This is a genomic window from Roseateles sp. GW821-FHT09G09 (assembly GCF_059415965.1).
Genome location: NZ_JBWKOG010000001.1, coordinates 746,983 through 772,612 on the forward strand (window position 1 = coordinate 746,983; position 25,630 = coordinate 772,612).

Annotated in this window: 25 protein-coding genes; 22 read left to right on the forward strand and 3 right to left on the reverse strand. The window is 66.8% G+C overall.

What is annotated here, in order from left to right:
• The first annotated feature begins 35 nt into the window (after positions 1 to 35).
• The 11 genes from AC07O8_RS03245 (at position 36) to AC07O8_RS03295 (ending at position 11,015) form a co-directional block, all read left to right on the forward strand.
• A complete protein-coding gene (locus AC07O8_RS03245) occupies positions 36 to 536 on the forward strand; it encodes a regulatory protein RecX (protein ID WP_495046665.1) in 501 nt (166 codons plus the stop codon).
• A 438-nt stretch (positions 537 to 974) separates the two neighbouring features.
• A complete protein-coding gene (gene sucC, locus AC07O8_RS03250) occupies positions 975 to 2,135 on the forward strand; it encodes an ADP-forming succinate--CoA ligase subunit beta (protein ID WP_431049162.1) in 1,161 nt (386 codons plus the stop codon).
• A 27-nt stretch (positions 2,136 to 2,162) separates the two neighbouring features.
• Positions 2,163 to 3,056 (forward strand): succinate--CoA ligase subunit alpha, encoded by an 894-nt coding sequence (gene sucD / locus AC07O8_RS03255; protein WP_297524421.1) that lies wholly within the window; start codon positions 2,163 to 2,165, stop codon positions 3,054 to 3,056.
• 194 nt (positions 3,057 to 3,250) lie between these two features.
• Positions 3,251 to 3,982, forward strand: a complete 732-nt coding sequence (locus AC07O8_RS03260) for a TerC family protein (protein ID WP_495046666.1) — start codon at positions 3,251 to 3,253, stop codon at positions 3,980 to 3,982.
• 18 nt (positions 3,983 to 4,000) lie between these two features.
• On the forward strand, positions 4,001 to 5,068 hold the full coding sequence (locus tag AC07O8_RS03265) for a serine/threonine-protein kinase (protein WP_495046667.1): 1,068 nt from the start codon (positions 4,001 to 4,003) through the stop codon (positions 5,066 to 5,068).
• On the forward strand, positions 5,065 to 5,859 hold the full coding sequence (locus AC07O8_RS03270) for a Stp1/IreP family PP2C-type Ser/Thr phosphatase (protein WP_297524417.1): 795 nt from the start codon (positions 5,065 to 5,067) through the stop codon (positions 5,857 to 5,859). The genes AC07O8_RS03265 and AC07O8_RS03270 overlap by 4 nt, the downstream gene beginning before the upstream one ends.
• Positions 5,860 to 5,899: 40 nt before the next feature.
• Positions 5,900 to 6,556 carry an FHA domain-containing protein gene (locus AC07O8_RS03275; protein ID WP_297524416.1) on the forward strand — a complete coding sequence of 219 codons (657 nt, stop codon included), beginning with the start codon at positions 5,900 to 5,902 and terminating at the stop codon, positions 6,554 to 6,556.
• A 239-nt stretch (positions 6,557 to 6,795) separates the two neighbouring features.
• Complete coding sequence (locus tag AC07O8_RS03280) at positions 6,796 to 7,578, forward strand: MBL fold metallo-hydrolase (protein ID WP_495046668.1); 783 nt, start codon at positions 6,796 to 6,798, stop codon at positions 7,576 to 7,578.
• Between the two features lie 283 nt (positions 7,579 to 7,861).
• Positions 7,862 to 8,281 (forward strand): pilin, encoded by a 420-nt coding sequence (locus AC07O8_RS03285; RefSeq protein WP_495046669.1) that lies wholly within the window; start codon positions 7,862 to 7,864, stop codon positions 8,279 to 8,281.
• A 75-nt stretch (positions 8,282 to 8,356) separates the two neighbouring features.
• On the forward strand, positions 8,357 to 9,118 hold the full coding sequence (locus AC07O8_RS03290) for a TfpX/TfpZ family type IV pilin accessory protein (RefSeq protein WP_495046670.1): 762 nt from the start codon (positions 8,357 to 8,359) through the stop codon (positions 9,116 to 9,118).
• 82 nt (positions 9,119 to 9,200) lie between these two features.
• Positions 9,201 to 11,015: a PglL family O-oligosaccharyltransferase gene (locus tag AC07O8_RS03295; protein WP_495046671.1), complete on the forward strand. Its 1,815-nt coding sequence runs from the start codon at positions 9,201 to 9,203 to the stop codon at positions 11,013 to 11,015.
• 41 nt (positions 11,016 to 11,056) lie between these two features.
• Here AC07O8_RS03295 and moaC read toward each other — a convergent pair whose 3' ends face one another.
• Positions 11,057 to 11,539, reverse strand: a complete 483-nt coding sequence (moaC, locus tag AC07O8_RS03300) for a cyclic pyranopterin monophosphate synthase MoaC (RefSeq protein ID WP_495046672.1) — start codon at positions 11,537 to 11,539, stop codon at positions 11,057 to 11,059.
• Between moaC and AC07O8_RS03305 the strand changes: the two genes are divergently transcribed.
• Positions 11,493 to 13,172, forward strand: a complete 1,680-nt coding sequence (locus AC07O8_RS03305) for a M48 family metalloprotease (protein ID WP_495046673.1) — start codon at positions 11,493 to 11,495, stop codon at positions 13,170 to 13,172. The two genes, moaC and AC07O8_RS03305, sit on opposite strands and share 47 nt — an antisense overlap.
• Positions 13,173 to 13,232: 60 nt before the next feature.
• Here AC07O8_RS03305 and AC07O8_RS03310 read toward each other — a convergent pair whose 3' ends face one another.
• The gene (locus tag AC07O8_RS03310) at positions 13,233 to 13,589 is read right to left on the reverse strand and encodes a phage holin family protein (protein ID WP_088408643.1); all 357 of its coding nucleotides are present in this window, start codon (positions 13,587 to 13,589) and stop codon (positions 13,233 to 13,235) included.
• Positions 13,590 to 13,895: 306 nt separating this feature from the next.
• Between AC07O8_RS03310 and AC07O8_RS03315 the strand changes: the two genes are divergently transcribed.
• The 9 genes from AC07O8_RS03315 (at position 13,896) to AC07O8_RS03355 (ending at position 23,937) form a co-directional block, all read left to right on the forward strand.
• A complete protein-coding gene (locus AC07O8_RS03315; protein ID WP_495046674.1) occupies positions 13,896 to 14,885 on the forward strand; it encodes a TerC family protein in 990 nt (329 codons plus the stop codon).
• 364 nt (positions 14,886 to 15,249) lie between these two features.
• Positions 15,250 to 17,640, forward strand: coding sequence for a catecholate siderophore receptor Fiu (locus AC07O8_RS03320; protein WP_495046675.1), 2,391 nt, complete (start codon positions 15,250 to 15,252; stop codon positions 17,638 to 17,640).
• Between the two features lie 102 nt (positions 17,641 to 17,742).
• Entirely contained in the window at positions 17,743 to 18,423 is a 681-nt protein-coding gene (locus AC07O8_RS03325) for a Fe2+-dependent dioxygenase (protein WP_495046676.1), read from the forward strand.
• Positions 18,420 to 19,094 (forward strand): PepSY-associated TM helix domain-containing protein, encoded by a 675-nt coding sequence (locus AC07O8_RS03330; protein ID WP_495046677.1) that lies wholly within the window; start codon positions 18,420 to 18,422, stop codon positions 19,092 to 19,094. The genes AC07O8_RS03325 and AC07O8_RS03330 overlap by 4 nt, the downstream gene beginning before the upstream one ends.
• Positions 19,095 to 19,249: 155 nt before the next feature.
• A complete protein-coding gene (locus tag AC07O8_RS03335; RefSeq protein ID WP_495046678.1) occupies positions 19,250 to 19,795 on the forward strand; it encodes a DUF2271 domain-containing protein in 546 nt (181 codons plus the stop codon).
• 44 nt (positions 19,796 to 19,839) lie between these two features.
• Entirely contained in the window at positions 19,840 to 20,700 is an 861-nt protein-coding gene (locus AC07O8_RS03340) for a DUF4198 domain-containing protein (RefSeq protein WP_495046679.1), read from the forward strand.
• A complete protein-coding gene (locus AC07O8_RS03345) occupies positions 20,697 to 21,782 on the forward strand; it encodes an FAD:protein FMN transferase (RefSeq protein WP_495046680.1) in 1,086 nt (361 codons plus the stop codon). Before AC07O8_RS03340 ends, AC07O8_RS03345 begins: the two co-directional genes overlap by 4 nt.
• The gene (locus AC07O8_RS03350) at positions 21,782 to 23,263 is read left to right on the forward strand and encodes a sulfite reductase subunit alpha (RefSeq protein WP_495046681.1); all 1,482 of its coding nucleotides are present in this window, start codon (positions 21,782 to 21,784) and stop codon (positions 23,261 to 23,263) included. Before AC07O8_RS03345 ends, AC07O8_RS03350 begins: the two co-directional genes overlap by 1 nt.
• 248 nt (positions 23,264 to 23,511) lie before the next feature.
• Complete coding sequence (locus AC07O8_RS03355) at positions 23,512 to 23,937, forward strand: SWIB/MDM2 domain-containing protein (RefSeq protein WP_297532171.1); 426 nt, start codon at positions 23,512 to 23,514, stop codon at positions 23,935 to 23,937.
• 106 nt (positions 23,938 to 24,043) lie between these two features.
• Here AC07O8_RS03355 and AC07O8_RS03360 read toward each other — a convergent pair whose 3' ends face one another.
• The gene (locus AC07O8_RS03360) at positions 24,044 to 24,424 is read right to left on the reverse strand and encodes a response regulator (protein ID WP_495046682.1); all 381 of its coding nucleotides are present in this window, start codon (positions 24,422 to 24,424) and stop codon (positions 24,044 to 24,046) included.
• A 308-nt stretch (positions 24,425 to 24,732) separates the two neighbouring features.
• Here AC07O8_RS03360 and AC07O8_RS03365 point away from each other — a divergent pair, with 308 nt between their 5' ends.
• Positions 24,733 to 25,524 carry an MHFG family PEP-CTERM protein gene (locus AC07O8_RS03365; protein WP_495046683.1) on the forward strand — a complete coding sequence of 264 codons (792 nt, stop codon included), beginning with the start codon at positions 24,733 to 24,735 and terminating at the stop codon, positions 25,522 to 25,524.
• The last annotated feature ends 106 nt before the right edge of the window (positions 25,525 to 25,630 follow it).

The following is a 25,630-nucleotide window of genomic DNA, read 5'->3' on the forward strand; positions in this document are numbered from 1 at the left end:
GGGCCTCGCAGCCGCTGTCGCTGAAGGCCCGTGCAGTGGCGCTGCTCGCGCAGCGGGAGCACAGCGCCATGGAGTTGCGGCGCAAGCTGCTGCGCATCGCGCGTGACCGCCAGGCCGAAGCTGCCGAAGCCTCGGCAGGCTTGAGCGATGACTTTCCGGATGAAGACGAACCGCAGGGGCCCAGCGTCGAAGTCGACGCGGTCCTCGACTGGCTCAAGGCCAACGGGTATCTCGACGACTCGAGATTCGTCGAGTCCCGGATCCATGTGCGCTCGCAGCGATTCGGCCAGAGGCGCATCGAGCAGGAGCTCGCGCAGCATGGGATCTCGCTGGACGCGGAGCAGCGTTCGACGCTCGCGGCCGGCGAGCTGGAGCGGGCCTGCGAGTTGTTGCGACGCAAGTTCGGCGAGGGACCGGCGGCGGATGCCGCGGCGCTGGCCAAGCGCCTGCGTTTTCTGGTGGGGCGCGGATTTGGCTCCGACCTCGCGCGCCGGGCGGTCCGGCGCGTTGCGGCGGGCCGTGATGTCGACGAGTGAGCAGTCCCACGGTCCGGCGAGCGCTCATGCCGCTTGAAAGAGCGACAGCCCCTGAAACTCGACGAAACTTCGTGCGTCACGAGCACCTTGCGACGCGCTGACAAGCCTACGGCGGTGCGCGTCTCAACCGCGCCAAGGGCTTGATGCAACGCAGCATGCTACATTTTCGGCTTCGCAAAACAGCCCGCCGGCGTTCGTCCGCGGGCGTGTTTTCGCGTGTTTGCATCGGTTTTATGTCTTCCTCCGCCTCCCCCGAGCGCCGTCCGCCGCACCTTCGTCGCTCCGTCGACGCGCGGTCCTATGGCCGCGACGACGGGTTCCTTGCCGCGGGGGCCCGGCTGAATCCGGCGTTGCAAACCTCCTCTCCACGCCGGCACCGCGGAGCGTCCGCGGCACTGGCTGCTTCTTCCTGATTCATCCATCAAGCGAGACCTCCCTATGAAGATTCACGAGTACCAGGGCAAGGAAATCCTGCGCCAGTTCGGCGTGCCGGTGCCGCGCGGCATTCCCGCGTTCACGGTGCAAGAGGCGGTCGAAGCCGCGCAGAAGCTGGGCGGCCCGGTCTGGGTGGTCAAGGCGCAGATCCACGCCGGCGGTCGCGGCAAGGGCGGCGGCGTCAAGCTGGGCAAGAGCCTGGACGACGTGAAGGCGCTGTCCGAGCAGATCCTGGGCATGCAGCTGGTCACGCACCAGACCGGCCCGGTCGGCCAGAAGGTCCGCCGCCTGTACATCGAAGAAGGCGCGGACATCAAGAACGAGCTGTACATCTCGCTGGTGACCGACCGCGGCACGCAGAAGGTGGCCTTCATCGCGTCGAGCGAAGGCGGCATGGACATCGAGGAAGTCGCCCACTCGACGCCTGAGAAGATCATCACCGAATACATCGACCCGCTGACCGGCATCACGACCGAGCAGTCGAAGAAGATCGCCGCGGCCATCGGCCTGAGCGGCGCTTCGGTGGACCAGGCTGTCGACCTGTTCGCCAAGCTGTACAAGTGCTACATGGACACGGACGCGTCGCTGGTTGAAATCAACCCGCTGAACTGCGATTCCAAGGGCAACCTGATCGCCCTGGACGCCAAGTTCAACTTCGATGCCAACGCCCTGTTCCGTCACCCGGAAATCGTCGCTTACCGCGACCTGGACGAAGAAGACGCGGCTGAGATCGAAGCCTCGAAGTTCGACCTGGCCTACATCTCGCTGGACGGCAACATCGGCTGCCTGGTGAACGGCGCCGGCCTGGCCATGGCCACCATGGACACCATCAAGCTGTTCGGCGGCGAGCCGGCCAACTTCCTGGACGTCGGCGGTGGCGCCACGGCAGAGAAGGTCACCGAAGCCTTCAAGATCATGCTGAAGAACCCCGAGGTGAAGGGCATCCTCGTGAACATCTTCGGCGGCATCATGAAGTGCGACACCATCGCCGAAGGCGTGATCACGGCCTGCAAGGCCGTCAACCTGAACGTCCCGCTGGTCGTCCGCATGAAGGGCACCAACGAGGAGCTGGGCAAGAAGATGCTGGCCGAGTCCGGCCTGCCCATCATCGCCGCCGACACCATGGCCGAAGCCGCGACCAAGATCGTCGCCGCCGTCAAGTAAGCCGAAGACCCAGCCAAGGAATACGACATGAGCATCTACATCAACAAGGACACCAAGGTCATCACCCAGGGCATCACGGGCAAGACCGGTCAGTTCCACACCCTGGGCTGCCAGGCCTACGCCAACGGCAAGAACGCGTTCGTTGCCGGCGTGAACCCGAAGAAGGCGGGCGAGAAGTTCTCGGACATCCCCATCTACGGCACCGTGAAGGAAGCCGCCGCCCAGACCGGCGCGACCGTGTCGGTGATCTACGTGCCGCCCGCGGGCGCTGCTGCCGCCATCTGGGAAGCCGTCGAGGCCGACCTGGACCTGGCGATCTGCATCACGGAAGGCATCCCCGTCCGCGACATGCTGGAAGTGCGCAACAAGATGAAGGCCAAGGAGCTGGCCGGCGGCAAGAAGACGCTGCTGCTGGGCCCCAACTGCCCCGGCCTGATCACGCCCGACGAGATCAAGATCGGCATCATGCCCGGCCACATCCATCGCAAGGGTCGCATCGGCGTGGTGTCGCGCTCGGGCACGCTGACCTATGAAGCGGTGGCGCAGCTGACCGAAATCGGCCTGGGCCAGTCCTCCGCCGTGGGCATCGGTGGCGATCCGATCAACGGTCTGAAGCACATCGACGTGATGCAGGCCTTCAACGACGACCCGGACACCGACGCCGTCATCATGATCGGCGAAATCGGCGGCCCGGACGAGGCGGAAGCTGCCCGTTGGTGCAAGGCCAACATGAAGAAGCCGGTCGTCGGTTTCATCGCGGGCGTCACCGCTCCTCCCGGAAAGCGCATGGGCCACGCCGGTGCGCTGATCTCGGGCGGTGCCGACACGGCCGACGCCAAGCTCGCCATCATGGAAGAGTGTGGCTTCACCGTGACGCGCAACCCGTCGGAAATGGGCAAGCTGCTGAAAGGCCTGCTGTAAGTAGCAGGAAAAACCTGATGTCAGGAGCCGTTGCTGCGTAATTTCACGCACTGCGGTGCTGGGGGCCTGGCGCGGACAATCCAGCCGCACCCCCCGAACCAAGGAAGGGGCCCATCGGGCCCCTTCCTTCGTTTGCCCCTCCAACGCTTTAGACTGGGCCCTCGTTGCGCGAGGCCCGGCGCGGGTTCCCCTCCATGGAAATGCTCACCAGCCCCGAGTTCTGGCTTGCTGTCGGCCAGATCATCCTGATCGACATCCTGCTGGGTGGCGACAATGCCGTCGTCATCGCACTGGCCTGCCGAAAGTTGCCGCCCAACCTGCGCACCAAGGGCATCCTGTGGGGCACAGCCGGTGCCATCGTGTTGCGCGTCGTGCTGATCTTCTTCGCACTGACGCTGCTCAAGCTCCCGTTCCTGAAGCTGGTCGGCGGCGTGTTGCTGCTGTGGATCGGCATCAAGCTGCTGATCCCGGAGGCCGAGGACGACCACGCGAAGATGGAAGCGAGCGACAAGCTCTGGGGCGCGGTGAAGACCGTCATCATTGCGGACTTCGTGATGAGCCTGGACAACGTCATCGCGATCGCCGGCGCCGCCGAGGGCGCGGGTGGCCAGCATCAGATGCCGCTGGTGATCTTCGGCCTGCTGGTGTCTATCCCCATCATCGTCTGGGGCAGCCAACTGGTCATCAAGCTGATGGACAAGTTCCCGATCGTGATCACGCTGGGCGCGATGCTGCTGGGATGGATTGCCGGCACGATGCTGGTGACCGATCCGGCGTTGAACGCCTGGGTGCCGATGCAAGCCGGCAGCAAGCCCGGTACCACCGAAGTCCTGCCGCAGGTCTACTACGCCCTGGGCGTTGGCGGCGCGCTGTTCGTCCTGCTCGTCGGCAAGCTGCTGGCCGCGCGCCGGCCGGCGCAAGCCTGACGAAAGGCCGGCCATGTCATGAGCGCCTCCGGCTTCCTGAAGCGACTGCTGGGCCGAGGCGCGTCTGACGACGAGCGGGTTGCGCACGACACCCTGCCGACGACGCAGCCGATGCCGCGTTCGGCCGGTGTCGCGCTCGACGATTACGAGATCGGCGAGGAGATCGGCCGTGGCGCGATGGCGGTGGTCCACCGCGCCGTGGACCGTCGCAGCGGACGGACCGTCGCGATCAAGCGTCTGGCGCTGCAACGTGAGTTCGCGCCGGAGGATCTGATCGACGTCCGAGACCGTTTCATGCGGGAGGCGAGCGCGGCCCGGCATCTGGATCACCCCGACATCCTGCGCGTGCTGGATGCCGGCGAATGCGCCGGCGAAACCTGGATCGCCATGGAATACGTGGTCGGGCAGGACCTCAGCCACCACACGCGGTCAGGTCAGTTGCTGCCCTTGCGCGAGGTCCTGCTGCTTGGCGCGCGCCTGGGGCGAGCGCTTCAGTACGCGCACGGCCATGGTGTGGTTCATCGCGACATCAAGCCGGCCAACGTGATGCTGGAACGGGATACCGGCAGCGTGAAGATCATGGACTTCGGCATCGCGCGCGTGGCCGACGGCAGCCGGACGCGGACGGGGCTGGTCCTGGGCACGCCGTCCTACATGTCGCCCGAGCAGCTCGCCGGCTTGCAGGTGGATGGTCGCAGCGACCTCTACTCACTGGGCGCGATGCTGTTCCAGTTGCTGACCGGCCATCTGCCGCATCAGACCGAGTCGATGGCGACGCTGATGCACCAGATCACGAATCAGCCCGCACCCGACATCCGCCGGCTCCGCCCCGAACTTCCGGAGTCGCTCGCCCTGGTCGTGGCCCTGGCGCTGGAGAAGCGCCCGGAGTTGCGCTATCAACGCGGCGACACATTGGCCCAGGACCTGGAGGCGGTGCTGAGTCAGATTCCGGTGGAACTGGCCAATAGCACGGGCGCCACACCCCCCCCACCAGCGGGACAGGCATTCGAGCAAACTTTGCGGCTACAGTCCCAGGGCGCAGTGCACAATCCCTTTCCCCCAGCCGATCCCGCCAGCAAGACATGACCCTGGAGTTCTTCAGCGCCACCGATACCGGTCGTGTGCGCGACAACAATGAAGACTCGGTCGCCCTGGAACCGGGCGTCGGGCTCGCGGTGCTCGCGGATGGCATGGGTGGATACAACGCTGGAGAAGTCGCGAGCCAGATGCTGACGACCTTCATCAAGTCGGAACTGGGTCGATGGCTGGCTGAAGCCGGCCAGCACGCGACCGACATCGATGTGCGGCGCGCGATGGACATCTGCGTGGACAACGCCAACCGGGCGATCTTCAACGCCGCCAACACCAATCCGCGTTATGCGGGCATGGGGACGACGCTGGTGCTGGCGGTGTTCCGCGAACAAAGCCTGTTGCTGGGACACGTGGGCGATTCGCGGGCCTATCGCTATCGCGAAGGCCAGCTGGTGCAGCTCACGCGTGACCATTCGTTGCTGCAGGAACAGATCGATGCGGGTCTACTGACGCCCGAGGAAGCCGTGTTCAGCAGCAACAAGAATCTGGTCACGCGAGCCGTCGGTGTCGAGGATACGGTGATGCTGGAGGTGCATCAGCACGAGCTGCTGCCCGGCGATCAGATCCTGCTTTGCAGCGATGGGCTCTCCGACATGGTCGATGACGCCAGCGTGGCACAGGTGCTCCAAAGCCACAGCGATCTGCCTGAAGCGGCGCAGGCGCTGGTGGACACGGCCAATGACATGGGCGGCAAGGATAATATTGCGATCGTTCTGGTTCGCGCCGAAACTCGCACCAAGCCATGGGCGTGGTGGCCATTCAGTCGCAACAATGGGCGCCGTTGAGGCGGCCCTCTACAAATAAAGACAGGACTCGAGGTCAAGCATGGGCAAGCTGGTGGTGTCGCTCGACGGGGTGGTGATCAAGGAAGTGCAGATCACCAAGGACAAGACCACGCTCGGCCGGCGGCCGTACAACGACATCGTCATCGACAACCTGGCAGTCAGCGGCGAGCACGCTGTGCTGCAAATGGTCGGGGCGGATGTCTTCATCGAGGACTTGAACTCGACCAACGGCACGTACATCAACGGCAAGGCGATCAAGAAGCAGTTGCTGTCGCATAGCGACGTGATCGAGGTCGGCAAGTACAAGATCAAGTATCTGGTCGAGGACAACGCCGACTATGAGAAGACGATGATCCTGCGCCCCGGCACCGCGCCGAGCAGCGGCTTCGGTCTGCCGTCGTCATTCGGCGGGCTGGGCCCGGCACCGGTGTCGACGGCACCGGCTGCGATCAAGGTGTTGAATGGACCTGCGGCGGGCCGCGAGGTGTCGCTCACCAAGGTCGTGACGACGGTGGGCAAGCCGGGTGTGCAGGTGGCATCGATCACGAAGCGGCCAAGCGGCTACGTGTTCGCGCACGTCGAGGGCGGCGCCCGCCCGGTGGTCAATGGCGCGCCGCTGACGGCCGAGTCGGTCCCGCTGAAGAACGGTGACGTGATCGAACTGGCGGGCACGCAGATGCAGTTCGTCCAGGCGTGATCGACCCTTCTCTGAACAAAGGGGCCGTGAGGTCCCTTTTTCGTGTCCGGTTGCGGCGCCGCTGCCGTCGTTTTGATGCGCCATCCTGTATCGAGATGATTCGGTGACGTCAGGCGAACACCTACACGCGTGCAGGTTTTCACGGCATCGCGGCGGGGTCACGTAAGCGACGGCAATAAATCTTCGAATCGAGGATTCGGCGCTTAGCGTCATGCGAGGGTGCCTCTACAGTCTTCGGCATGAAGATTCGCGTGCTTGGTTGCGCCGGCGCCCTGGCGGCCGGCTACAGGACCACTTCCTTCTTGCTCGACGACGATGTGCTCATCGACGCCGGCAGCGGCGTGGCCGAACTCACCGTGGACGCGATGGTCAAGGTCGACCACATCCTGGTCACGCATTCGCACCTCGACCATGTGCTGGCGATCGGACTGCTCGCGGACACGGTCCAACGCCGGCGTGCGCAGGCGGGCCGTACCCCGGTCCAGGTACACGCACTGCCCGAAACCCTGCAGGCGCTGCGCGCGCATGTCTTCAACGGCGTGATCTGGCCGGACTTCACCCGTCTGCCGTCTCTCGAGCGGCCTGCGTTGACGTTCCACGAGTTTGCGGTGGGTGAGCGCCTCGATCTGGGCCGCGGTCGCTGCATCGAGGTCATCAGTGCCGCGCACACGGTGCCAGCTGTGGGATTCGCGGTCGACGGTGGGTCGTCGGGGCACTGGGTCTTCACCGGGGACACCGGGCCCAATCCAGCCCTCTGGCAACGCCTGTCGCAGATCAAGGTGGCCCATCTGATCATCGAGTGCGCCTTTGGTGACGACGAATGTGGGTTGGCCGGGATCAGCAAACACCTGTGCCCGACGACGCTTCGTGAGGAACTGGCGAAACTCGACGGTGCAATCGACGTGCACATCACTCACATCAAGCCCGGAGAACGCGCCGCAGTGATGGATGCGGTCATGGGTCTGCGTACGACGCACCGGATCTCCGCCCTGGAGAACTTCCAGGAGTTCATGCTGGCTTGACGGCCTCTTGTGTCACCAGCGACTCGCAGCCTGCGCCGGATAACCGCCGCAGGCTGCGTCGCTTCTGGACGCCAGATCTTCGTGTCAGCGCGATCTGACAAAGCTTGTCAGGTGCAGCGCAAGTGACGGATTGCGGCGGGCATCGGCTGACAAAAAACGTCACTTGAAGTTCAGCGGTGATCGACAGGCCGTGAAGTTGATCACAGTCGAGGGCGAAAACGGGCTGGCACGGGCCCTGCGTACATTCGGTCCGTCTCTACCCCACTTTCTCTCTGGAGTTTCTATGAAGCGCGTTCAACAAGGTTTCACCCTGATCGAACTGATGATCGTCGTGGCGATCATTGGTATTCTGGCCGCCGTCGCGCTGCCGGCGTATTCGGACTACATTAAGAAGACGAAGGTCTCTGAAGTGATGGTCGCCGCCACTCAGCCCAAGGCTCAGATCCAGGAATGGGCCTCGGTCAAGGGATCGCTGCCTGCCGCCGGCGATATCGTCATTCCGCCGTCGAACAGCACGTACGTCAAAGAAGTGAAGTGGACTGGCGCCGCGATCACCTCGGAAGCCAAAGGTACGGGCGATGCGGAAATTGACACCAAGAAGATCACTTTGACGGCTGGTGGCGGCGTGGCCGGCTCTGAGCAAGTGACCTGGGCCTGCTCCAGCGACATCAACAAGAAGTTCCTGTCGGCTGCTTGCAAGTAAGCAGAAGATTGAAAGTTGAAAAGGGGCCGAATGGCCCCTTTTTCTGCTTTTGGTGTCGATCACAATCGCGTCCCAATGAAGCAGGCTCTCGTTCTCCGTTTCAAGGCCGCAGGCTGGCACATGCTGGGCAGCGTCGCTGTCGCACTGTTGGCATCGCTACTTGTCTTTCTGCTCTGGTACCCATGGCCGTATTACATAGTTTCTGGCGGTGCGGAACTGTTTGGCATCGTTTCCGGTAGCGACGTGATTCTCGGCCCCCTGATCACGCTTGCCATCTTCAATGTGACCAAGCCGCGTGGTGAGCTTGTCCGAGACATGGCGATCATCATCGCCATCCAATTGGCGGCGCTGGCCTATGGACTGCATACGGTCTATATCGCCCGACCGGCCGCCTTGGCTTTTGAAGGGGAGCGATTCCGCCTCACTATCGCGGCGGGTATCATCGAATCGGAGTTGTCGAAAGCTCCACCCGGCCTTCAAAGCATCTCGCTGACAGGTCCAGTACTGGTCAACACGAGGGACCCAGATCCGGATGAAAAATTCGATGCGGTCATCTTTGGGCTTGCCGGCGCGGACATAGGCGCACGCCCCAGCTTCTGGCGGCCGTGGAATGGAGCCGCGCGGGCCGCAACGCTCAAGGTAGGCAAACCGCTGGCTCAGATCCTTGCAAAGCCCGGCCTAGACGCTACCGCCGCGCGTGAAGCGGCTGCCAAAACCGGCAAACCCATCGATCAACTCCTTTACATCCCTCTGGTGGCCCGCCGCTACGATTGGTCTGTGCTTATAGACAGATCGACCGGCGACCCGATCGGTTTCGCTCCCATCGACGGTTTCTGACCGCGCCGCCGTGCAGGGTCGGTCAGGCGAAATGCTCGCCTGCCGTTAGAGTTCCGCCCTGTCCCCACGACCCGGACCGTTCATGACGCTCGCCGCGACAGCGCCCGCCGCCGATTTCTCCGCCTCCTCTACCGCGCCCCATCTCCAGGTCCTGACTCTGATCGGTCTGCTGATCGGCGTGACCCTGGCGCCGTTGATTGCCTACAACCAGACGCCGTCGGCAACGCTTTACAACCAGCTGGCAGCCTTCGCCGGTCTGGGATTGCTGGTCGCGGGCCTTGCGTGGAGCCGCTCTCTCGAATCGGGCTGGCGCTTCGACGGCGTGTCGCTGGGCCTGCTCCTAATGACCGTCGTCGCGGCGGTAGCGCCCCTCACGCACGGACTCCCCTGGTCGATGGCTCTCACGAGCATGGCGATGTTGCTTGGCGCGTTGGTGGCGGTGCAGGTCGGTCGCGCTGTAACGAGTCGACAGCGTGACGCGGTGCTGACGCTTTTCTGCGTCGCGCTCGTCGGCGCGGGGTTGCTGAGTGTGGTCGTCTGCATCGTGCAGATGTTCTTTCCGGAGCTCGCCAACGGCGTCCTCATCGCTCGCTCAGGCGTCGTGGGAAGCGCGGTCGGCAACATGCGGCAACCCAATCACCTCGCCAGCCTGTTGATGTGGGCATGCGTCGGTGCTGTGTGGCTGGAGCAGGGCGGATGGCTGGCCAGGCGGCTCGGCAGCGCGATGGCAGGCACCTGCGCGTTGTATGTCCTGCTCTTCCTCTTTGTCTTCTGCGTGTTGCTCAGCGGCTCTCGCACCGGCTGGATCGGCATCGCTCTGCTGGTGATCTGGGGAGCGATCGACTGGCGCCTGTCACCGCGCGTGCGAATCGCGCTGGGATCAACCGCGGTCATGTTCGCGATCAGTTGGGGCTTGATGGACTTGTACGCCGCGCTGGGCGATCACGCCTTCCGTGCGCAGTCTCGCCTCTCCGGCGAGGGGGCTGGCTCGCCGGCGCGTCTCGCGATTCTTGCGAACGCTCTTGGCCTGCTCGCGAGGTACCCGCTGACAGGCTCAGGCTGGGGGGATTTCAATCTCGCCTGGACCCTGACGCCGTTCCCTGATCGTCCGGTCGCGTTCTTCGATCACACGCACAACCTCGAAATGCAATTGCTCGTCGAGATGGGCCTGCCGCTGGGATTGCTGACGCTGGCGCTGTTGACCTGGGGCTTGGCGATCGGTCTCTGGCGTGCCGTCCGGGGCGGCCCTGCAGGCCACTGCGCGGGCATGCTCGTGGCGATGATCGGCGTCCACAGCCAAGTCGAGTACCCGCTCTGGTATGCCTATTTCCTATTGCCCGCCGCGCTGGCCTACGGGTTGTGCTGGTCGGGCAAGCGCGCTGGCGACAAGCCGGAAAGCGAGGCCCTCGCGCGCGCGGACGCCGGATCGCCGCATCGGCGCCCGGCGCTTGTCGCACTCGGGCTGGCGATCACGGCGGCGGTACCGCTGGTGGTCATGGACTACCTGCGCATCGTCCACATCTACGCGCCTCCAGCGAGCGCCGCATCGCTGGACGATCGCATTGCCGCCGGCCAGCGCTCCCCGCTGTTCGCGTTGCAGGCCGACTACGCCGAAGCGACGGTTCAGCCGCCCGGCGCAGTGGCGCTCGAGGCCTCGCGGCAGACCGGCCATCACCTCATCGACACGCGCCTGCTGATGTCCTGGGCGAAGTCGCTCAACGCGGTGGGGGAGATCGACAAGGCTCGCTATCTGGTGCAGCGGCTGCGTGAGTTCCGCAACGCGGCCAGCGAGGACTGGCTCGCCGAATGCGATGAGGTGGCCACGCTCGGTGCCGCGGCGAAACCGTTCCAGTGCGAACCGCCTCAGCGGGAATACAGCTTCCGCGAACTGCGCTGAGGGCGCCGATGAGGGCGAGATCGGTTGAGTGACCGATGCGTTCAGACTTCGGCGTGCCAGTCGCCCGACTTCCCGCCCTGCTTCTCCAGCACGCGGATCTGCTCCATCACCATGCCTCTGTCGGCCGCCTTGCACATGTCGTAGACGGTGAGCAGGCCGACCTGCACGGCGGTCAGCGCCTCCATCTCGACCCCGGTGCGCCCAAGCGTCTCGACTTGCGCGGTGCAGATCACGGCGCTCGACGACTCATCCAGCTCGAACGTCACTGTGACTCGCGTGATCGGCAGCGGGTGACAGAGCGGGATCAGATCCGAAGTTCGCTTCGCGGCCTGGATCGCGGCGATCCGCGCCACCCCGATCACATCGCCCTTCTTGGCGTTCCCATCGCGGATCAGCGCCAAGGTCTCGGCCTTCATCCGGATGCGGCCCGCGGCCCGGGCCACGCGGTGCGTGACATCCTTGCCGGAGACGTCCACCATGTGGGCTTGTCCGTTGGCGTCAAAATGGGTCAGAGACGAGCTCATGAGCGCGGCAACAATCGCGAAACCGAAGAGGCGTCATCATAGTTCCCGCCCTGGAGATCCCTTGAAGCGAACGAACCCCATTCCCTTCACCCGGCGCTGCCTGGCGGCGCTGCTCAGCGCGTCCCTGCTCGGTCAGGGCGCCATCGCGCAGGTGAACCTGCCGGCCCTGGGCGACTCGGTGTCCGCCGACGTGAGCATCAGCGCCGAAAAGAAGCTCGGCGATCAGGTCATGCGGCAGATCCGCCCGGACCCGGACTACCTCGACGACCCGCTTCTGCTTGAGTACGCGCAAAACACCTGGCAGCCGCTGGTGGATGCCGCGCGTCGACTCGGCAACATCAGCGACGACACCAGCGATCGCTTCGCCTGGGAGCTCTTTCTCGTCCGCGACCGGTCGGTGAACGCGTTCGCGCTGCCGGGCGGCTACGTGGGGATCCACCTGGGCCTGATCGCGATGACCGGGGCGCGCGACGAGATGGCGTCGGTGATGGGCCATGAGTTGTCGCACGTCACTCAGCGTCACATTGCGCGCAGCATCGTCGGAGACTCCCGCACCAGCGCGCTCGCCACGGTGGGTCTGCTTCTCGGCATCCTGGCCGCGGCGAAGGCTCGCAGCATGGACGGCGCTCAGGCGGTGATCGTCGGCAGCCAGGCGGCCGCTGCACAGGCGCAATTGAACTTCTCGCGCGACATGGAGCGCGAGGCTGACCGCGTCGGCTTCCAGGTCATGACGCAGGCCGGCTACCAGCCGGCCGGCATGGCTAGCATGTTCGAGCGGATGGAGCAGGCGTATCACCTGATGGATTCGGGGCAGTACCCCTATCTGCGCAGCCACCCGTTGACCAGCGAACGCATTGGCGAAGCGAAGGCCCGACTGGGCACGAGCGCTCAAGCGAAGCTGATCGGAACTCCGGAGCACGCCTTGATGGCCGCACGTGCGAAGGTGTTGATGGATCAGCGGACCGATCCTTGGCGTGTGCTGCAGGGCCTGGACGCCGGATCCAGGGCCGGAGAGAAGAACATCGACCAGTTGGCCGCCCGTTACACGAGCGCGCTCGCGTCGATCAAGCTGCGCGACTTCTCTCGCGCCGAAGCCACCCTGAAGACCGCCGATGCATTGGCTGGTCTCCTAGGCGCCGATCCTGGCGCCAAGCGCCTGCTGGTCTACGCGCATGCCGAACTGGAAGTTGCCCGTGGGAAGCCTGAAGCCGGCTTCGCGGCGCTGGAGCCGCTGAAGAACGAACGTTCCCGCCCGATGCTGATGATCCGCGCCGACCTGGCGCAGGCGGATCCGCGGCCGGAGGTGAAGCGCGAAGCCGCCGAGGCGTTGCAGACGCACTTGGCGCTGCACGCACAAGACGCTCTGGCCTGGCAGGAAAGCGGGACCTTGTGGCAGCAGCTCGGCCAGCCGCTGCGCTCGCTGCGCGCGCAGGGGGAGACCCGGGCGGCGCTCGGCGACATCACCGGGGCGATCGATCGCCTCGCCTCGGCGGAGCGCCAAGGCCGCGCCAGATCGGCCGACCAGTTCGAGGCCTCGGTGATCGACTCGCGCCTGCGCGACCTGCGCTACGAGCGTCGCCAGATGCTCATGGAGATGTACCCGCGTGGCGTGCCGCCCGGCGCGGAACCCTGATCGCCAGGCTTCCAATGCAAAGGCCGCTCCAGGGAGCGGCCTTCGTCATTCAGTGCGTCGTCATTCGCTGTCCGGGAACAAGCGTTCGATCAGCACGTCGATGGCCATGCCGCACAGCGAATAGATCAGCGAGCCGATCAGGGCCGCGCCGAAACCGGCGACGGTGAAGCCGTCCAGAACGCTGGCCGTCGCCCAGAACAGCAGCGCGTTGATGACGAAGAGGAACAACCCCAGCGTCAGCAAGGTCACCGGCAGCGTGAGCAGCACCAGCACCGGCCGCAGGATGGTGTTGAACAGGCCCAGCACGAAGGCCGCGATGAGCGCGGTGACAAAGCCCTTCACCTGGACGCCCGGGTACAGATGGGCCACGAGCAGCAGTGCAGCGGCCAGCAGCATCCAGCGGGTCAGCGTTTTCATGCCACTCAGCATACCGGCACCTGCAATCAGGAAAATGCGAAGTTGAAAATATGAAAGTACAGGATAATCCGAACCTTCCGAAAGGGGAGTAGCCGCGCGGCCCTGGCCGCGGCAGACGCCCGTCAAGACGTTGCCGTGAAGGCAGCCGGGCCCTGCACCTGAGGCCGGACTCGCCGGGTCACCCGACCCCGAGCCCGCATCAGCCTTGCAAGACCTTTCGGGCCGCACCATGCCGCCTGTGGCGGTGCGTTGTCGTTGAAACCGGGATGGCGCATGCTCGCCATCCGCCTCTTGCAAGGAGCTCTCATGAGCACGATCGTCCCCATGTGGCTGTGGGTGGTATTCGTCGGCATCGTCGTGGTGTCGCTGATCCTGGACTTCGTCGTCCTGCGCAAGCAGGGCGCGCACGACGTGGGCGTGAAGGAAGCGATCAACTGGTCGCTGGTATGGGTGGCGCTGAGCGTCGCCTTCATGGGCCTGCTCTGGTGGGCCGTGCGCGACGGCACCGGCAGCACGGAACTGGCCAACACCAAGGCCCTGGAATTCATCACCGGCTATCTCATCGAGAAGTCGCTGGCGGTCGACAACATCTTTGTCTTCCTGATGATCTTCACCTACTTCGCGGTGCCCTCGGCCTACCAGAAGCGGGTGCTGATGATGGGCATCATCGGCGCCATCGTGCTGCGCACGGTGATGATCCTGGTGGGCGGATGGCTGATCGCGCAGTTCCACTGGATCCTGTACCTCTTCGGCGCCTTCCTGCTGATCACCGGCATCAAGATGTGGTGGGCGGCCGGCCAGGAGCCCGACCTGGAGGACAACCCCGCGCTGAAACTGCTGCGCCGCGTGCTGCCGGTCAGCAAGCATTTCGACGGTGAGCGCTTCTTCACGCTGGAGAACGGCAAGCGCATCGCCACCCCGATGCTGCTGGTGATCGCGCTGGTGGGCATGACCGACGTGATCTTCGCGGTCGACTCGATCCCGGCGATCTTCGCGATCACCAACGATCCGTTCATCGTGCTGAGTTCCAACATCTTCGCGATCCTGGGTCTGCGCGCGATGTACTTCCTGCTGGCAGCCATGGCGTCCAAGTTCCATCTGCTCAGCTACGGCCTGGCGGTGGTGCTCGTGTTCATCGGCGCCAAGATGATGCTGATCGACGTGATCAAGATCCCCGTGCTGCTGTCCCTGGGCGTGGTGGTGGCTATCCTGGCGATCACGATGGTGTGGAGCCTGCGCACCGCCCCCAAGCTCCCGGAGCACCGTTCCAGGGAGCCGCAGAAGGCGGTCGACTGACGCCGCCGGTCTGAGCGTCTCTCCGGGTAATGCCCGGGGGAGCGGTCCTTCAAACCGCCTCGAAACCCGCGCGACGCGCCTGCGTCCCGCGGGTTTTGTTCTTTACAGAACAGAAACAAGGACGTCGCGCGTTCGCCACGCGGAAGGACGTGCCACACGCATTTCTTTGACACACTCAAATGAGAATGCTTAGCATTTGCGACCTTTGAGACCTGTCCGGCCTCAATCACCCGCCACCGCCAGCCAGTCGCGACCAGGGAGGGGCCCGCCACCGTGCGCCGTGATGCGCCGGGACGACGCCGCCAGCACGCGCAGCCAGCCGAGCCAGATTCCTACAAGAACTTCCCCCTCGGAGCTCGAATCCATGTCCCGCTACATCAAGAGCCGCAAACACGCGGTGGCGCCGCTGGCCGCACTGGCCGCTACCCTGACCTTGCCCCTGGCCCACGCCGCCGACGCGCCCGCCGCCGCTCCGGCCGATGCCGCCACCGCGTCCGCTGCCGCCTCGCCCTACCTGCCGCAGGTGAAGGTCGACGGCACCGCCCAGTCCGACTACAAGGCCGACAAGAGCGCGTCTTCGAAAATCACCCAGCCGCTGCTGGAAACGCCCAAGACGATCTCGGTCATCAAGAAGGAAGTGCTGCGCGAGCAGGGCGCGGTGTCGCTGATCGACGCCCTGCAGAACACCCCCGGCATCACCATGCAGCTGGGCGAGAACGGCAACACCTCCGCCGGCGACACCTTCCAGATGCGCGGCTTCTCGGCCAGCACCTCGACCTTCGTCGACGGCATCCGCGACCTGGGCGCGGTCACGCGCGACGTGTTCAACATCGAGCAGATCGAAGTCGTGAAGGGCCCGTCGGGCGCCGACACGGGCCGCGGCGCGTCCGCCGGCTACATCAACCTGATCAGCAAGCTGCCGCAGATCGAGGATTCGATCGACGGCGTGATCACGATCGGCGACGCGAGCCGCAAGCGCGCCTCGATCGACGTCAACCGGAAGGTGATGGACAACACCGCCGTGCGGCTGAACGCCGTGTGGCAGGACAACGGCGTCCCGGGCCGCGACATCGTCGAGCGCAAGACGCACGCGATCGCCCCGGGGATCGCCTTCGGCCTGAACACGCCGACGCGTTTCTTCCTGTACTCGCAGCATGTGCGCCAGAACAACGTGCCGGACGGCGGCATCCCGGCGATCGGATGGCCCGGCTTCACCGTGGCGAACCCTGCGGCCGGCGCGACGCCCGCCGCCATCGCCGGTCTGGAGGCGCTGAAGACGGCCGCCAAGGTGGACACCGACAACTACTACGGCAGCCGCAACGACCGTGAAAAGGTCAAGGCCGACATGGTCACCGCCAAGCTGGAGATGGACATCGGCAACGGCCTGACCGTTCGCAACACCTCGCGCTACGGCCGCACGCACATGGACCGCGTGATCACCGGCATCATCGGCATCACCAACGTGCCGGGCACGGGCGCCGCAGCGGGCATCGTCACCGCGGACCCGTCGACCTGGCAGATCGCCCGCTCGCGTCAGCGTGTGGACCAGACCAACGAGATCCTGGCCAACCAGACCAGCATCAACGCCGCGTTCAGCACGGGCGGCATCAAGCACGACCTGGCCACCGGCGTCGAGCTGATGTACGAGAGCCAGGACAGCCTGGGCTTCGGCACCACGACCCAGACCATCAACGGCGTCGGCTACACCGCGATCGCCAACCCGGCCGCCAACCTGTACAACCCCAACGCGGGCGACGTGCTCGGCATGCCCTACCGCACCGGCGCCGACAGCGAAGGCAGCACCATCACCCAGGCGATCTACGCGCTGGACACGATCTCCGTGACCGATGCGCTCAAGCTCACGCTGGGCGTGCGCACCGAGCACTACAAGATCAAGACCACCACCGGCTCGGTGGTCCTGGCGCCGGGCGCGGCGACGGGGTCCAACATCAACACGATCACCACCGCCAAGCTCGGCGCGGGCAAGTGGATCACGAGCTGGAACCTCGGCGCCGTGTACAAGCTGGCCGACAACGGCACGGTCTACGCCGCCGCCGCCAACTCGCTGACGCCTCCGGGCAGCGCCAACTTCACGCTGAGCAGCTCTGGCCAGGCCGGCACGGCGGCGGATGCGCAGGAGACGACGAACTACGAGCTGGGCACCAAGTGGGACCTGCTCAACAAGCGTCTGAACCTGACGGCCGCGCTGTACCGCAGCGAGAACGACGGCCAGGTGAGCGTGGACGCGCTGACCAACGTCGCCACGCAAGGCGGCAAGACCCGCGTGCAGGGGATCGAGCTGGCCGCCGTCGGCCAGCTCACCAACTTCTGGCAGGTGACCGCCGGCGTCCAGACCATGGACACCAAGCAGATCAACCAGCGCGCCGCCTCTACCGCCACCAACCCCACGCAGACGGTGACGGACGGCGTGCGCTGGACGCCGAAGTGGTCCGCCACGTTGTGGACCTCGTACCAGTGGAACGACTGGACGGGCGCTGTCGGCGCGCGCCACACCTCGGAGCAGAAGCGCGTGATCACCGTCGCCGCGGCCCCGTCGACCGGCCTGCCCGAATTGCCGGCGTACACCGTGATGGACGTGATGGGCGCCTACCGCGTCAACAAGAACGTCTCGCTGCAGCTGAACGTCACCAACGTGTTCGACAAGAAGTACATGAGCTCGTTGAACAACGGCGGCGGTCGACTGGTGCTGGGCGCTCCGCGCGCCGCGACGCTCTCCGCCAACATCGGCTTCTGATCCAGGCCTGATGGTTTGAGGTAGCGTACGCGCGGCCCGTCCCTGCCTCGGCAGGGCCGGGCCGTCGTCCGTCCCGGCCTCTTGAACTGATTCGATCCGGACATGCTTCTTCACATCCCCGAAGTGCTCAGCAAGCAGGACGTGCGCGAGATGCGCAAGCTCCTGGACGCCGCCGACTGGACCGACGGTCGCGCCACCGTGGGCGAGCAGGGCGCGAAGGTCAAGCAGAACCGGCAGTTGCCGGTGGAGCACCCGGCCGCCCAGGAGATCGGCGCGCACATCCGCGGCGTGCTCGCGCGGCATCCGCTGTTCCTCTCGGCGGCGCTGCCGCTGCGCACGCTGGCGCCGCTGTTCAACCGCTACGAGGGCGGCGAGCATTACGGCTTCCACGTCGACGGCGCGATCATGCGCCAGCAGGGCACCGACCAGCCGCTGCGCAGCGACGTGTCCTCCACCCTGTTCCTGAGTGAGCCCGACGAGTACGACGGCGGCGAGCTCGAGGTCGTCGACACCTACGGCACGCACGAGGTGAAGCTGCCCGCGGGCGACCTCATCGTCTACGCGAGCACCAGCCTGCACCGCGTGACGCCGGTGACGCGCGGCGCGCGGATCTGTTCCTTCTTCTGGACGCAGAGCCTGATCCGCCAGGACTGGCAGCGCGCGATGCTGTTCGAGCTCGACCAGACCATCCAGAAGCTGCGCGGACGTCTGGGCGACGACGCCGAAACGACCGCGCTCACCGGCCACTATCACAACCTGCTGCGGCTCTGGGCCGAGACATGAGCGGACCCAAGAGCGCCCATTCGGGCAGTCATTCCGGCAGCCATGCCGCCAACTCGGCGAAGCGGTCCGGGTGGCTGAAGCAGCTGCACCAGTGGCACTGGATCAGTTCGGCGATCTGCCTGATCGGCATGATCCTGTTCGCCGTCACCGGCATCACGCTGAACCACGCCGCCGACATCGAGTCCAAGCCGGCCATCGTGAGCAAGACCGCGCAACTGCCGGACGAGCTGGCCGCGCCGCTGAAGCCGAAGTCCGCCAACGAGCCCGACGTCAAGGCCCCGGTGCCCGCCCCCGTGCGCGCGTGGCTGGCCCAGGCGCTGGGCCGCGCGGTCGACGGTCGCGAGGCCGAGTGGAACCGCGACGAGATCTACCTCGCGATGCCGCGCCCCGGCGGCGACGCCTGGGTCCGCATCGCGCGCGACAGCGGCGAGGTCGAGTTCGAGGACACCGACCGCGGCTGGATCTCCTACCTCAACGACCTGCACAAGGGCCGCCATGCCGGCGCGGCCTGGAGCTGGTTCATCGACCTCTTCGCCGTCGCCTGTCTGCTGTTCTCGATCACCGGTCTGCTGATCCTCAAGTTCCATGCGGTCAGCCGACCCAGCACCTGGCCGCTGGTCGGCCTGGGGCTCGTGATTCCCGCGCTGCTGGCGCTGCTGCTGATCCATTGACCCATCACCGACCGATCACCGACCGATCACCGACCGATCACCGACCGACAAGCGCCGGCACTGCGCCACGATGACGGTCGCCCTGTTGCCACCTGCCGTTCTTCCGCTCCGAGCCGCCGCCAGGATCCTCCCAACCTTCCACCGAGACTTCGACCATGAATCGCTCCGCAAGTCGTACCCTCCTCCAGATCGGTGCCCTCGGCACCCTGGGCACCCTGGCCGTCGGCTCGTCCGCCTGGGCCGCCACGGTCCAGCTCAAGCTGGAAGTGCCGCGCCTGAACGTCGCCGAATACCACCGCCCCTACATCGCCGTGTGGGTCGAGAAGGCCGGCGAATCCGGTCCGGCCGTCGCTCAGCTGGCGGTCTGGTATGACACCAAGAAGCAGAACAACGCCGGCACCAAGTGGCTCAAGGACATGCGCCAGTGGTGGCGCCAGGGCGGCCGCAACCTGACGGTGCCCGCCGACGGCGTCACCGCCGCCACGCGCGCCCCGGGCGAGCACGCGATCTCGCTGGACACGAGCGCCGCGCTGGCCGCGCTGCCGCCGGGCAACTACGAGGTGATCGTCGAATCCAGCCGCGAAGCCGGCGGCCGCGAAGTGCAGCGCCTGCCGCTGACCTGGCCGGTGAAGGCGGCAGCGACCGCGAAGGCGCAGGGCGAGCACGAGCTCGGCGCGCTCGAACTGACGGTCAAGCCCTGATCGCGCCGCGACAGGCTCCACGACAAGACACGGAGGAACTGACCATGATGAAGACTTCGATCGCTTCGCTGATCACCACCCGGCTGGCCACGCGGGTCGCGCCCGTCGCGCTGGCAGTCGCCGCGCTGCTCCCGCTGACCGCGCAGGCCCACATGACCTGGCTGCTGCCCAACAAGGCGGCCTTCGACGGCAAGGAGCCGGTGGCCTCGTTCGACGCGGCCGTCTCGGAAGACCTCTTTAACTTCGAGCGCGCGCTCAAGCTCGAGACCGTGCGCGTCACCGCGCCCGACGGCAAGACCGTCGAGGCCGAGAACCGCAGCGCCGCCCGCCACCGCGAGAGCTTCGACGTGAAGCTGACGCAGGACGGCACCTGGCGCGTCAGCAACGTCAGCCAGTCGCTGATGGGTGCCTACAAGCAGGGCGGCGATACCAAGCGCTTCCGCGGCACCAAAGAGAGTTTCGCCAAGGACGTGCCGGCCGATGCCGAGGTCACCGCGCTGACGGTGATGAGCAACCGCCAGCAGACCTTCGTCAGCAAGGAAGAGGCGGGCAAGGTCGACTTCAAGCCCGAGGGCGACGGCCTGGAGCTGCTGCCGCTGGGCCCGGTCACCGACCTGAGCCACGGCGACAGGACGAAGTTCCGCCTGGTGCTGGACGGCAAGCCGGCCGCCGACGTGCAGCTCAAGCTGATCCGCGAAGGCAACCGGTATCGCTACAAGTTCGGTGAGGTCGAACTCAAGTCCGATGCGAAGGGCGAGTTCACCGTCGAATGGTCCGAGCCGGGTCGCTACTTCATCGGCGCGAGCACCGGACCGGCGCGCGGCCCGAACGCGCCCACCGGCACGCGCGAAGCGCCGGTGCAGCGCGCCAGCGTGAGCGCCACCTTCGAGGTGCTGCCGAAGTGAGCGTGACCGGCGGGACGATGGCGACGCAGGGCGCGGGCACTGCGCTCGAGCCGCGCGTCCTCGTCCCGCTGCGCATCACCGGTGAACCGCCGGCGCTCGGTCAGGCCGTGCACGCGCTCGCCGGCGAGACCATGGGCACGACCTGGTCCGCGCGTTTCATCGGCCCGTCGGGGCTTCGCCTCGCCGCGATCGAGGCGGCCGCCGTTCACGTCTGCGACGAGGTGATCGCACAGATGAGCGGCTGGGACGCGAGCTCCGACCTCAGCCGTTTCAATCGCGCGGCGGCCGGCACCTCGTGGCCGCTGGCGGAAGGTTTCGCCACCGTCCTCGACGCGGCGCTGCGCATCGCGGCCGAGAGCGACGGCGCCTACGACCCGACCGCCGGCGCCCTCGTCGCGCTCTGGGGCTTCGGGCCTTCGGGGGAGACCGCGCTCGCGCCGCGCCACGACGCGCCCGACTTCCAAGCCCCGACCCCCGAGGACTGCGATCGCGTCCATTGCGGCTGGGACTCGTTGCCGTGGGATGCCGCGCGTCGCGTGCTCACGCAGCCCGGCGAGGCGACGCTCGATCTGTCCGCGATCGCCAAGGGTTTCGCGGTCGACCGTGTGTCCGCGGTCCTGACCGCGCTCGGTCTGCCGGACCACCTCGTCGAGATCGGCGGCGAACTCCGCGGGGCCGGACTCAAGCCCGAAGGGCAACCGTGGTGGGTCGACCTCGAGCCGCCGGCCGCCGATGGTGGCCTCGCCCCGGTGCGCATCGCGCTGCACGGCCTGTCGGTCGCGACCTCCGGCGACTACCGGAAATTCTTCGACGCGGCCGATGGCGGGCGGCGTTCCCACACCATCGATCCCCGCAGCCGACGGCCGATCGGGCACGGACTCGCGTCGGTCACGGTCGTTCACGACAGCGCGATGTGGGCCGACGGCTGGTCGACGGCGCTGATGGTGCTCGGGCCGGACGAGGGCTTCGCGCTGGCCGAACGCCTCGGGCTCGCCGCGCTGCTGCGGCGGCGTCGCACGCCGGCCGAGGGCGGCGGATTCGAGGAGCGCTTCTCCACCGCGATGCGCGCGCTGATGCTCTGATGACGGCGATCCTGTCCCGACCCGCGGCGGCGTTGCTGCTGATCGCGTGCTACCTGCTGATGTGCGCCGCCGTGGGGTGGCGACATCGCCGCCGCCAGCGTCAGGCCGCCGAGGACGCCGCCGCGCTGCTGCCCGCTGCCGACGCGGGGCCGCCGGTGCTGGTGCTGCATGCGAGCCAGACCGGCCAGGCCGAGGAGATCGCCTGGCAGACCGCCAGGGCGCTGCACCTGGCCGGCATGCCGGTGCGCGTGGCCGCGCTCGGCGAGATCGATCGCGACGCCTTGCGCGGCGCCCGGCATGCGCTGTTCATCGCCAGCACGTACGGCGAGGGGGACGCGCCGGACAGCGCGGCGCCGTTCGCGCGCGACGTGATGTCGGCGGAGGGTGACGGCCTCGCGCTGTCCTCGCTCGAGGTCGGCGTGCTGGCGCTGGGCGATGCGACCTACACCCATTTCTGCGGCTTCGGCCGCGCGCTCGACGCGTGGTTGCGCGAGCGCGGCGCGCGGCCGATGTTCGACCGCATCGACGTCGACCGCGCCGACGAACACGCGCTCGCGTCCTGGCGCCAGCGGCTCAGTCACCTCGCGGGCACTGCGGATCTCGCGGAATGGGAGATGCCGGTCTTCACGCCGTGGCGTCTGCGTGCGCGGCGGCATCTGAATCCGGGCAGCCAGGGCGGACCAGTGTTCCACCTGGAACTGACGCCGGCGGACGGCTCGCCGCTCCCGACCTGGGAAGCGGGCGACCTCGTGCAGGTCAGCGTCGCGGGCGATGGGGCGGAGGACGCCGACGCCATCGGCGGCGGCGGCACCGACAGCGACGCGCACCGGCCGCGCGAATACACGATCGCCTCGGTGCCCGCGGACGGTCGCGTCGAATTGATGGTCCGGCGCACCGTGCGCGAGGACGGCATGCCGGGACTCGCCTCCGGTTGGCTGACCGAACGGGCGCCGCTTGACGGCCGCGTGGCGATGCGCCTGCGCGCGCACGCGAGCTTCCGCATCGGCGCGAACGCCGATCGTCCGTTGATCCTCATCGGCAACGGCACCGGGCTGGCGGGGCTGCGCGCGCATCTGAAGGCCCGGGCGGCGACCCGCATGGACACGGCGAACGCCGCCGCCCCCGCCGCCGGACGCGACGACATCGGGCTCGCGCCGGCGTGGCTGCTCTTCGGCGAGCGCCAGTCGGCCCACGACGCGCACTACCGCGATGAGATCGAAGCCTGGCAGCGCGACGGCCTGATCGCCCGGGCGGACTGGGCCTTCTCGCGCGACCAGACCGAGCGCGTGCACGTGCAGCATCTGCTCGCGCGCCACGCGCAGACGCTGCGCGAATGGGTCGCGGACGGCGCGGCGCTCTACGTCTGCGGCAGCCTGCAAGGCATGGCCGGCGCGGTCGACGCGGTGCTGCGCGAGACGCTCGGCGACGCCGATGTCGACGCCCTCATCCGCGACGGCCGCTACCGGCGCGACGTCTACTGAGCGTGTCGACCACGGGGAACCCCGTAGGTGAAGACGTGCGGCGCGCGTAGGACATGCGGAGATTGATGCGCGCCTGCGACAAACACGGGGGACGACGTTGACTTCGAGGCCGTTTCCCCCCTGGTAAAGCCTTCTCAATGACAGAGGTGCGCAGTACCATTGCCCGCGCAGGGTGCCATCGAGTACCGAAGGCGTCAGACCTTCACCAGGGCCCGGCACATCAACAACCCTTGATGGAGAGAATCGAAATGGCAACTGCGAAGAAGGCTGCGCCCGCCAAGAAGGCGGCACCGGCCAAGAAGGCGGCACCGGCGGCGAAGAAGGCCGCCGCGCCCGCGAAGAAGGCGGCACCGGCGAAGAAGGCCGCGCCCGCGACGAAGGCGGCAGCTCCTGCGAAGAAGGCTGCCGCGCCCGCGAAGAAGCGCACCCCCAACGCCGCCTTCATGAAGGCCCTGACCCCCAGCCCCGCGCTGGCCGCGATCGTCGGCGACAAGCCGCTGCCGCGTACCGACGTGGTGAAGAAGGTCTGGGAATACATCAAGAAGCACAACCTGCAGGACGCTGCGCAGAAGCGCGTCATCAACGCCGATGCCAAGCTGAAGGAAATCTTCGGCAAGGCCAAGGCCGACATGTTCGAGATGACCCGTCTGATCAACAGCCACCTGAAGGATTGAGCGGCCGGGGCCGACAGGCTCCTCCGCATTCCGGACAAGGCCCGCCTCGCGCGGGCTTTTTTGCGTCCGCCTCAGCGGTCGGCGTCAGCGCGCGATCGCGAGCGGCTCAGAGCCGCTCGAGCGCCGCGCGCAACTGGCGCACGTCGATCGGCTTGAGCCAGTAGTCCTGGAAGCCGGCGGCGCGTGCGCGCTGGCGCTGGTCGTCCATCACGTCGGCGGACAGCGCGATGCAGCGCAGGGTGGCGAACCGCGGTTCGGCGCGCACCAGGGCCATGAGCTGCAGCCCGTTCATGTCGGGCAGGTTCATGTCCATCAGCACCAGCGAAGGCGTCACGCGCGACAGCGCTTCCATGGCCTGCGCGCCGGTCTCGGCGATGTCGAGCGTCCAGCCGGGCATCAGCCGGAACACCTCCTCCATCAGCACGATGTTGATGCGGTCGTCCTCGACGTAGAGGACGTGACGGGCGGCGGCGGAGGGGGACGACATGGCGATGGCGGGCAGGGGAAACGAAACGATAACAGCGAATCCCCGGGACGGCAGCGTTGTCCATGCCGGCGGTGCTCTTACCCGGCCTGTGCGAACTGCGAGACCGGTGTGACAAAAACCACGCGCGACCACACCCTCGGCTGAGGGGGAGGCCCAGGAACGACGGGGGTTCGCTCCCTACACTGCCGACCAATTCCTGTCACATCCGGTGATTCAAGCGCACGGATGGATACAGGAAAGACTGCCGGCAAGGCCTGACCCCGACGAGGTGTTCTCACGGAGGCGGCCGCCGAATAAAGAGACCTGTCATGTCGTTGGTGGCCGCATTCGCGTTGGCTGCGTCCACGGTGACGCTGCCGAACTGTTCCTGGGACCGACCCGGGGTGAACCCCTTCATGGGGGATCTGGTCGCAGCCGTCGACCGGTACAAGGACATCCCGGCGGCCACGCGCGCGAAGCTGAAGCAACGCATGGCGGCGCGTCAGTACGACGAGATCGTCGACATCCATCGCGACAGCATCGTCGGCCGCTACGACTACGGCACCGAGATCCGCGACATGCACTTCGGCGCCGGATCGGTCTGCCAGACCGTCACGCGCGGCAAGTGGACCGCGCAGACGCTGGAGCGCGGCCTCGTGTACTGCGAGGACGGTCAGTGCATCCTGGTGCCGACGGTCTGCCGCAACGTGAGCCGGATCTCGCGCGGCAATCTCAAGCCTGCCGCGGGCGGCGCCCAGACGGCGAAGAACGAGGACGATCCGCTGATGTTCGAGCCGCCGGCGGCCGGTGCCGCCGATGGCGGCGCGGGCGATCCGGGCAGCTTTGCGCGTACGGCCGGCCTGCCGCCGACGGCGACGTCCGATACCAGCCTGGTCGCGCCCACCCCGGGCAGCAGCAGCGGCGGCGCGGGCGGCGGCGGGGGCCCGGCCGTCGGCGGCGGTCCCGGCATCATCACGCTGCCGCAGATCCCGCAGGGCGGCGGCAGCGGCGGCGGTGACCTGCCGGTGGTGCCCGGCGTGCCGGAGCCTCAGACCTGGCTGCTGTTCGCGCTGGGACTGGGCGCGCTGGCGTTGGCTGTCAAGCGCAAAGCAGGCATGTGACTGCACCGGTTGGTGCGCGATCAAGCCGACCTCGGCCCCTTTTCTCCATCTCCCTCCTTCGCCTGCCTCCCGGCAAGCGAATTCCCTCCTTGAGTTCCGAAAAGGG

Bases quoted from the DNA above. Each gene is read 5' to 3' on its own strand.
- AC07O8_RS03290 (WP_495046670.1), top strand. From the start codon at position 8,357: ATGAAGCAGGCTCTCGTTCTCCGTTTCAAGGCCGCAGGCTGGCACATG.
- AC07O8_RS03360 (WP_495046682.1), bottom strand. From the start codon at position 24,424: ATGTCGTCCCCCTCCGCCGCCGCCCGTCACGTCCTCTACGTCGAGGAC.
- AC07O8_RS03355 (WP_297532171.1), top strand. From the start codon at position 23,512: ATGGCAACTGCGAAGAAGGCTGCGCCCGCCAAGAAGGCGGCACCGGCC.
- AC07O8_RS03315 (WP_495046674.1), top strand. From the start codon at position 13,896: ATGAGCACGATCGTCCCCATGTGGCTGTGGGTGGTATTCGTCGGCATC.
- AC07O8_RS03305 (WP_495046673.1), top strand. From the start codon at position 11,493: ATGTGGGCTTGTCCGTTGGCGTCAAAATGGGTCAGAGACGAGCTCATG.
- AC07O8_RS03350 (WP_495046681.1), top strand. From the start codon at position 21,782: ATGACGGCGATCCTGTCCCGACCCGCGGCGGCGTTGCTGCTGATCGCG.
- AC07O8_RS03275 (WP_297524416.1), top strand. From the start codon at position 5,900: ATGGGCAAGCTGGTGGTGTCGCTCGACGGGGTGGTGATCAAGGAAGTG.
- AC07O8_RS03285 (WP_495046669.1), top strand. From the start codon at position 7,862: ATGAAGCGCGTTCAACAAGGTTTCACCCTGATCGAACTGATGATCGTC.
- AC07O8_RS03365 (WP_495046683.1), top strand. From the start codon at position 24,733: ATGTCGTTGGTGGCCGCATTCGCGTTGGCTGCGTCCACGGTGACGCTG.
- AC07O8_RS03265 (WP_495046667.1), top strand. From the start codon at position 4,001: ATGAGCGCCTCCGGCTTCCTGAAGCGACTGCTGGGCCGAGGCGCGTCT.
- AC07O8_RS03330 (WP_495046677.1), top strand. From the start codon at position 18,420: ATGAGCGGACCCAAGAGCGCCCATTCGGGCAGTCATTCCGGCAGCCAT.
- AC07O8_RS03280 (WP_495046668.1), top strand. From the start codon at position 6,796: ATGAAGATTCGCGTGCTTGGTTGCGCCGGCGCCCTGGCGGCCGGCTAC.
- AC07O8_RS03260 (WP_495046666.1), top strand. From the start codon at position 3,251: ATGGAAATGCTCACCAGCCCCGAGTTCTGGCTTGCTGTCGGCCAGATC.
- AC07O8_RS03295 (WP_495046671.1), top strand. From the start codon at position 9,201: ATGACGCTCGCCGCGACAGCGCCCGCCGCCGATTTCTCCGCCTCCTCT.
- sucD (WP_297524421.1), top strand. From the start codon at position 2,163: ATGAGCATCTACATCAACAAGGACACCAAGGTCATCACCCAGGGCATC.
- AC07O8_RS03270 (WP_297524417.1), top strand. From the start codon at position 5,065: ATGACCCTGGAGTTCTTCAGCGCCACCGATACCGGTCGTGTGCGCGAC.
- moaC (WP_495046672.1), bottom strand. From the start codon at position 11,539: ATGAGCTCGTCTCTGACCCATTTTGACGCCAACGGACAAGCCCACATG.
- AC07O8_RS03335 (WP_495046678.1), top strand. From the start codon at position 19,250: ATGAATCGCTCCGCAAGTCGTACCCTCCTCCAGATCGGTGCCCTCGGC.
- AC07O8_RS03325 (WP_495046676.1), top strand. From the start codon at position 17,743: ATGCTTCTTCACATCCCCGAAGTGCTCAGCAAGCAGGACGTGCGCGAG.
- AC07O8_RS03340 (WP_495046679.1), top strand. From the start codon at position 19,840: ATGATGAAGACTTCGATCGCTTCGCTGATCACCACCCGGCTGGCCACG.
- sucC (WP_431049162.1), top strand. From the start codon at position 975: ATGAAGATTCACGAGTACCAGGGCAAGGAAATCCTGCGCCAGTTCGGC.
- AC07O8_RS03320 (WP_495046675.1), top strand. From the start codon at position 15,250: ATGTCCCGCTACATCAAGAGCCGCAAACACGCGGTGGCGCCGCTGGCC.
- AC07O8_RS03310 (WP_088408643.1), bottom strand. From the start codon at position 13,589: ATGAAAACGCTGACCCGCTGGATGCTGCTGGCCGCTGCACTGCTGCTC.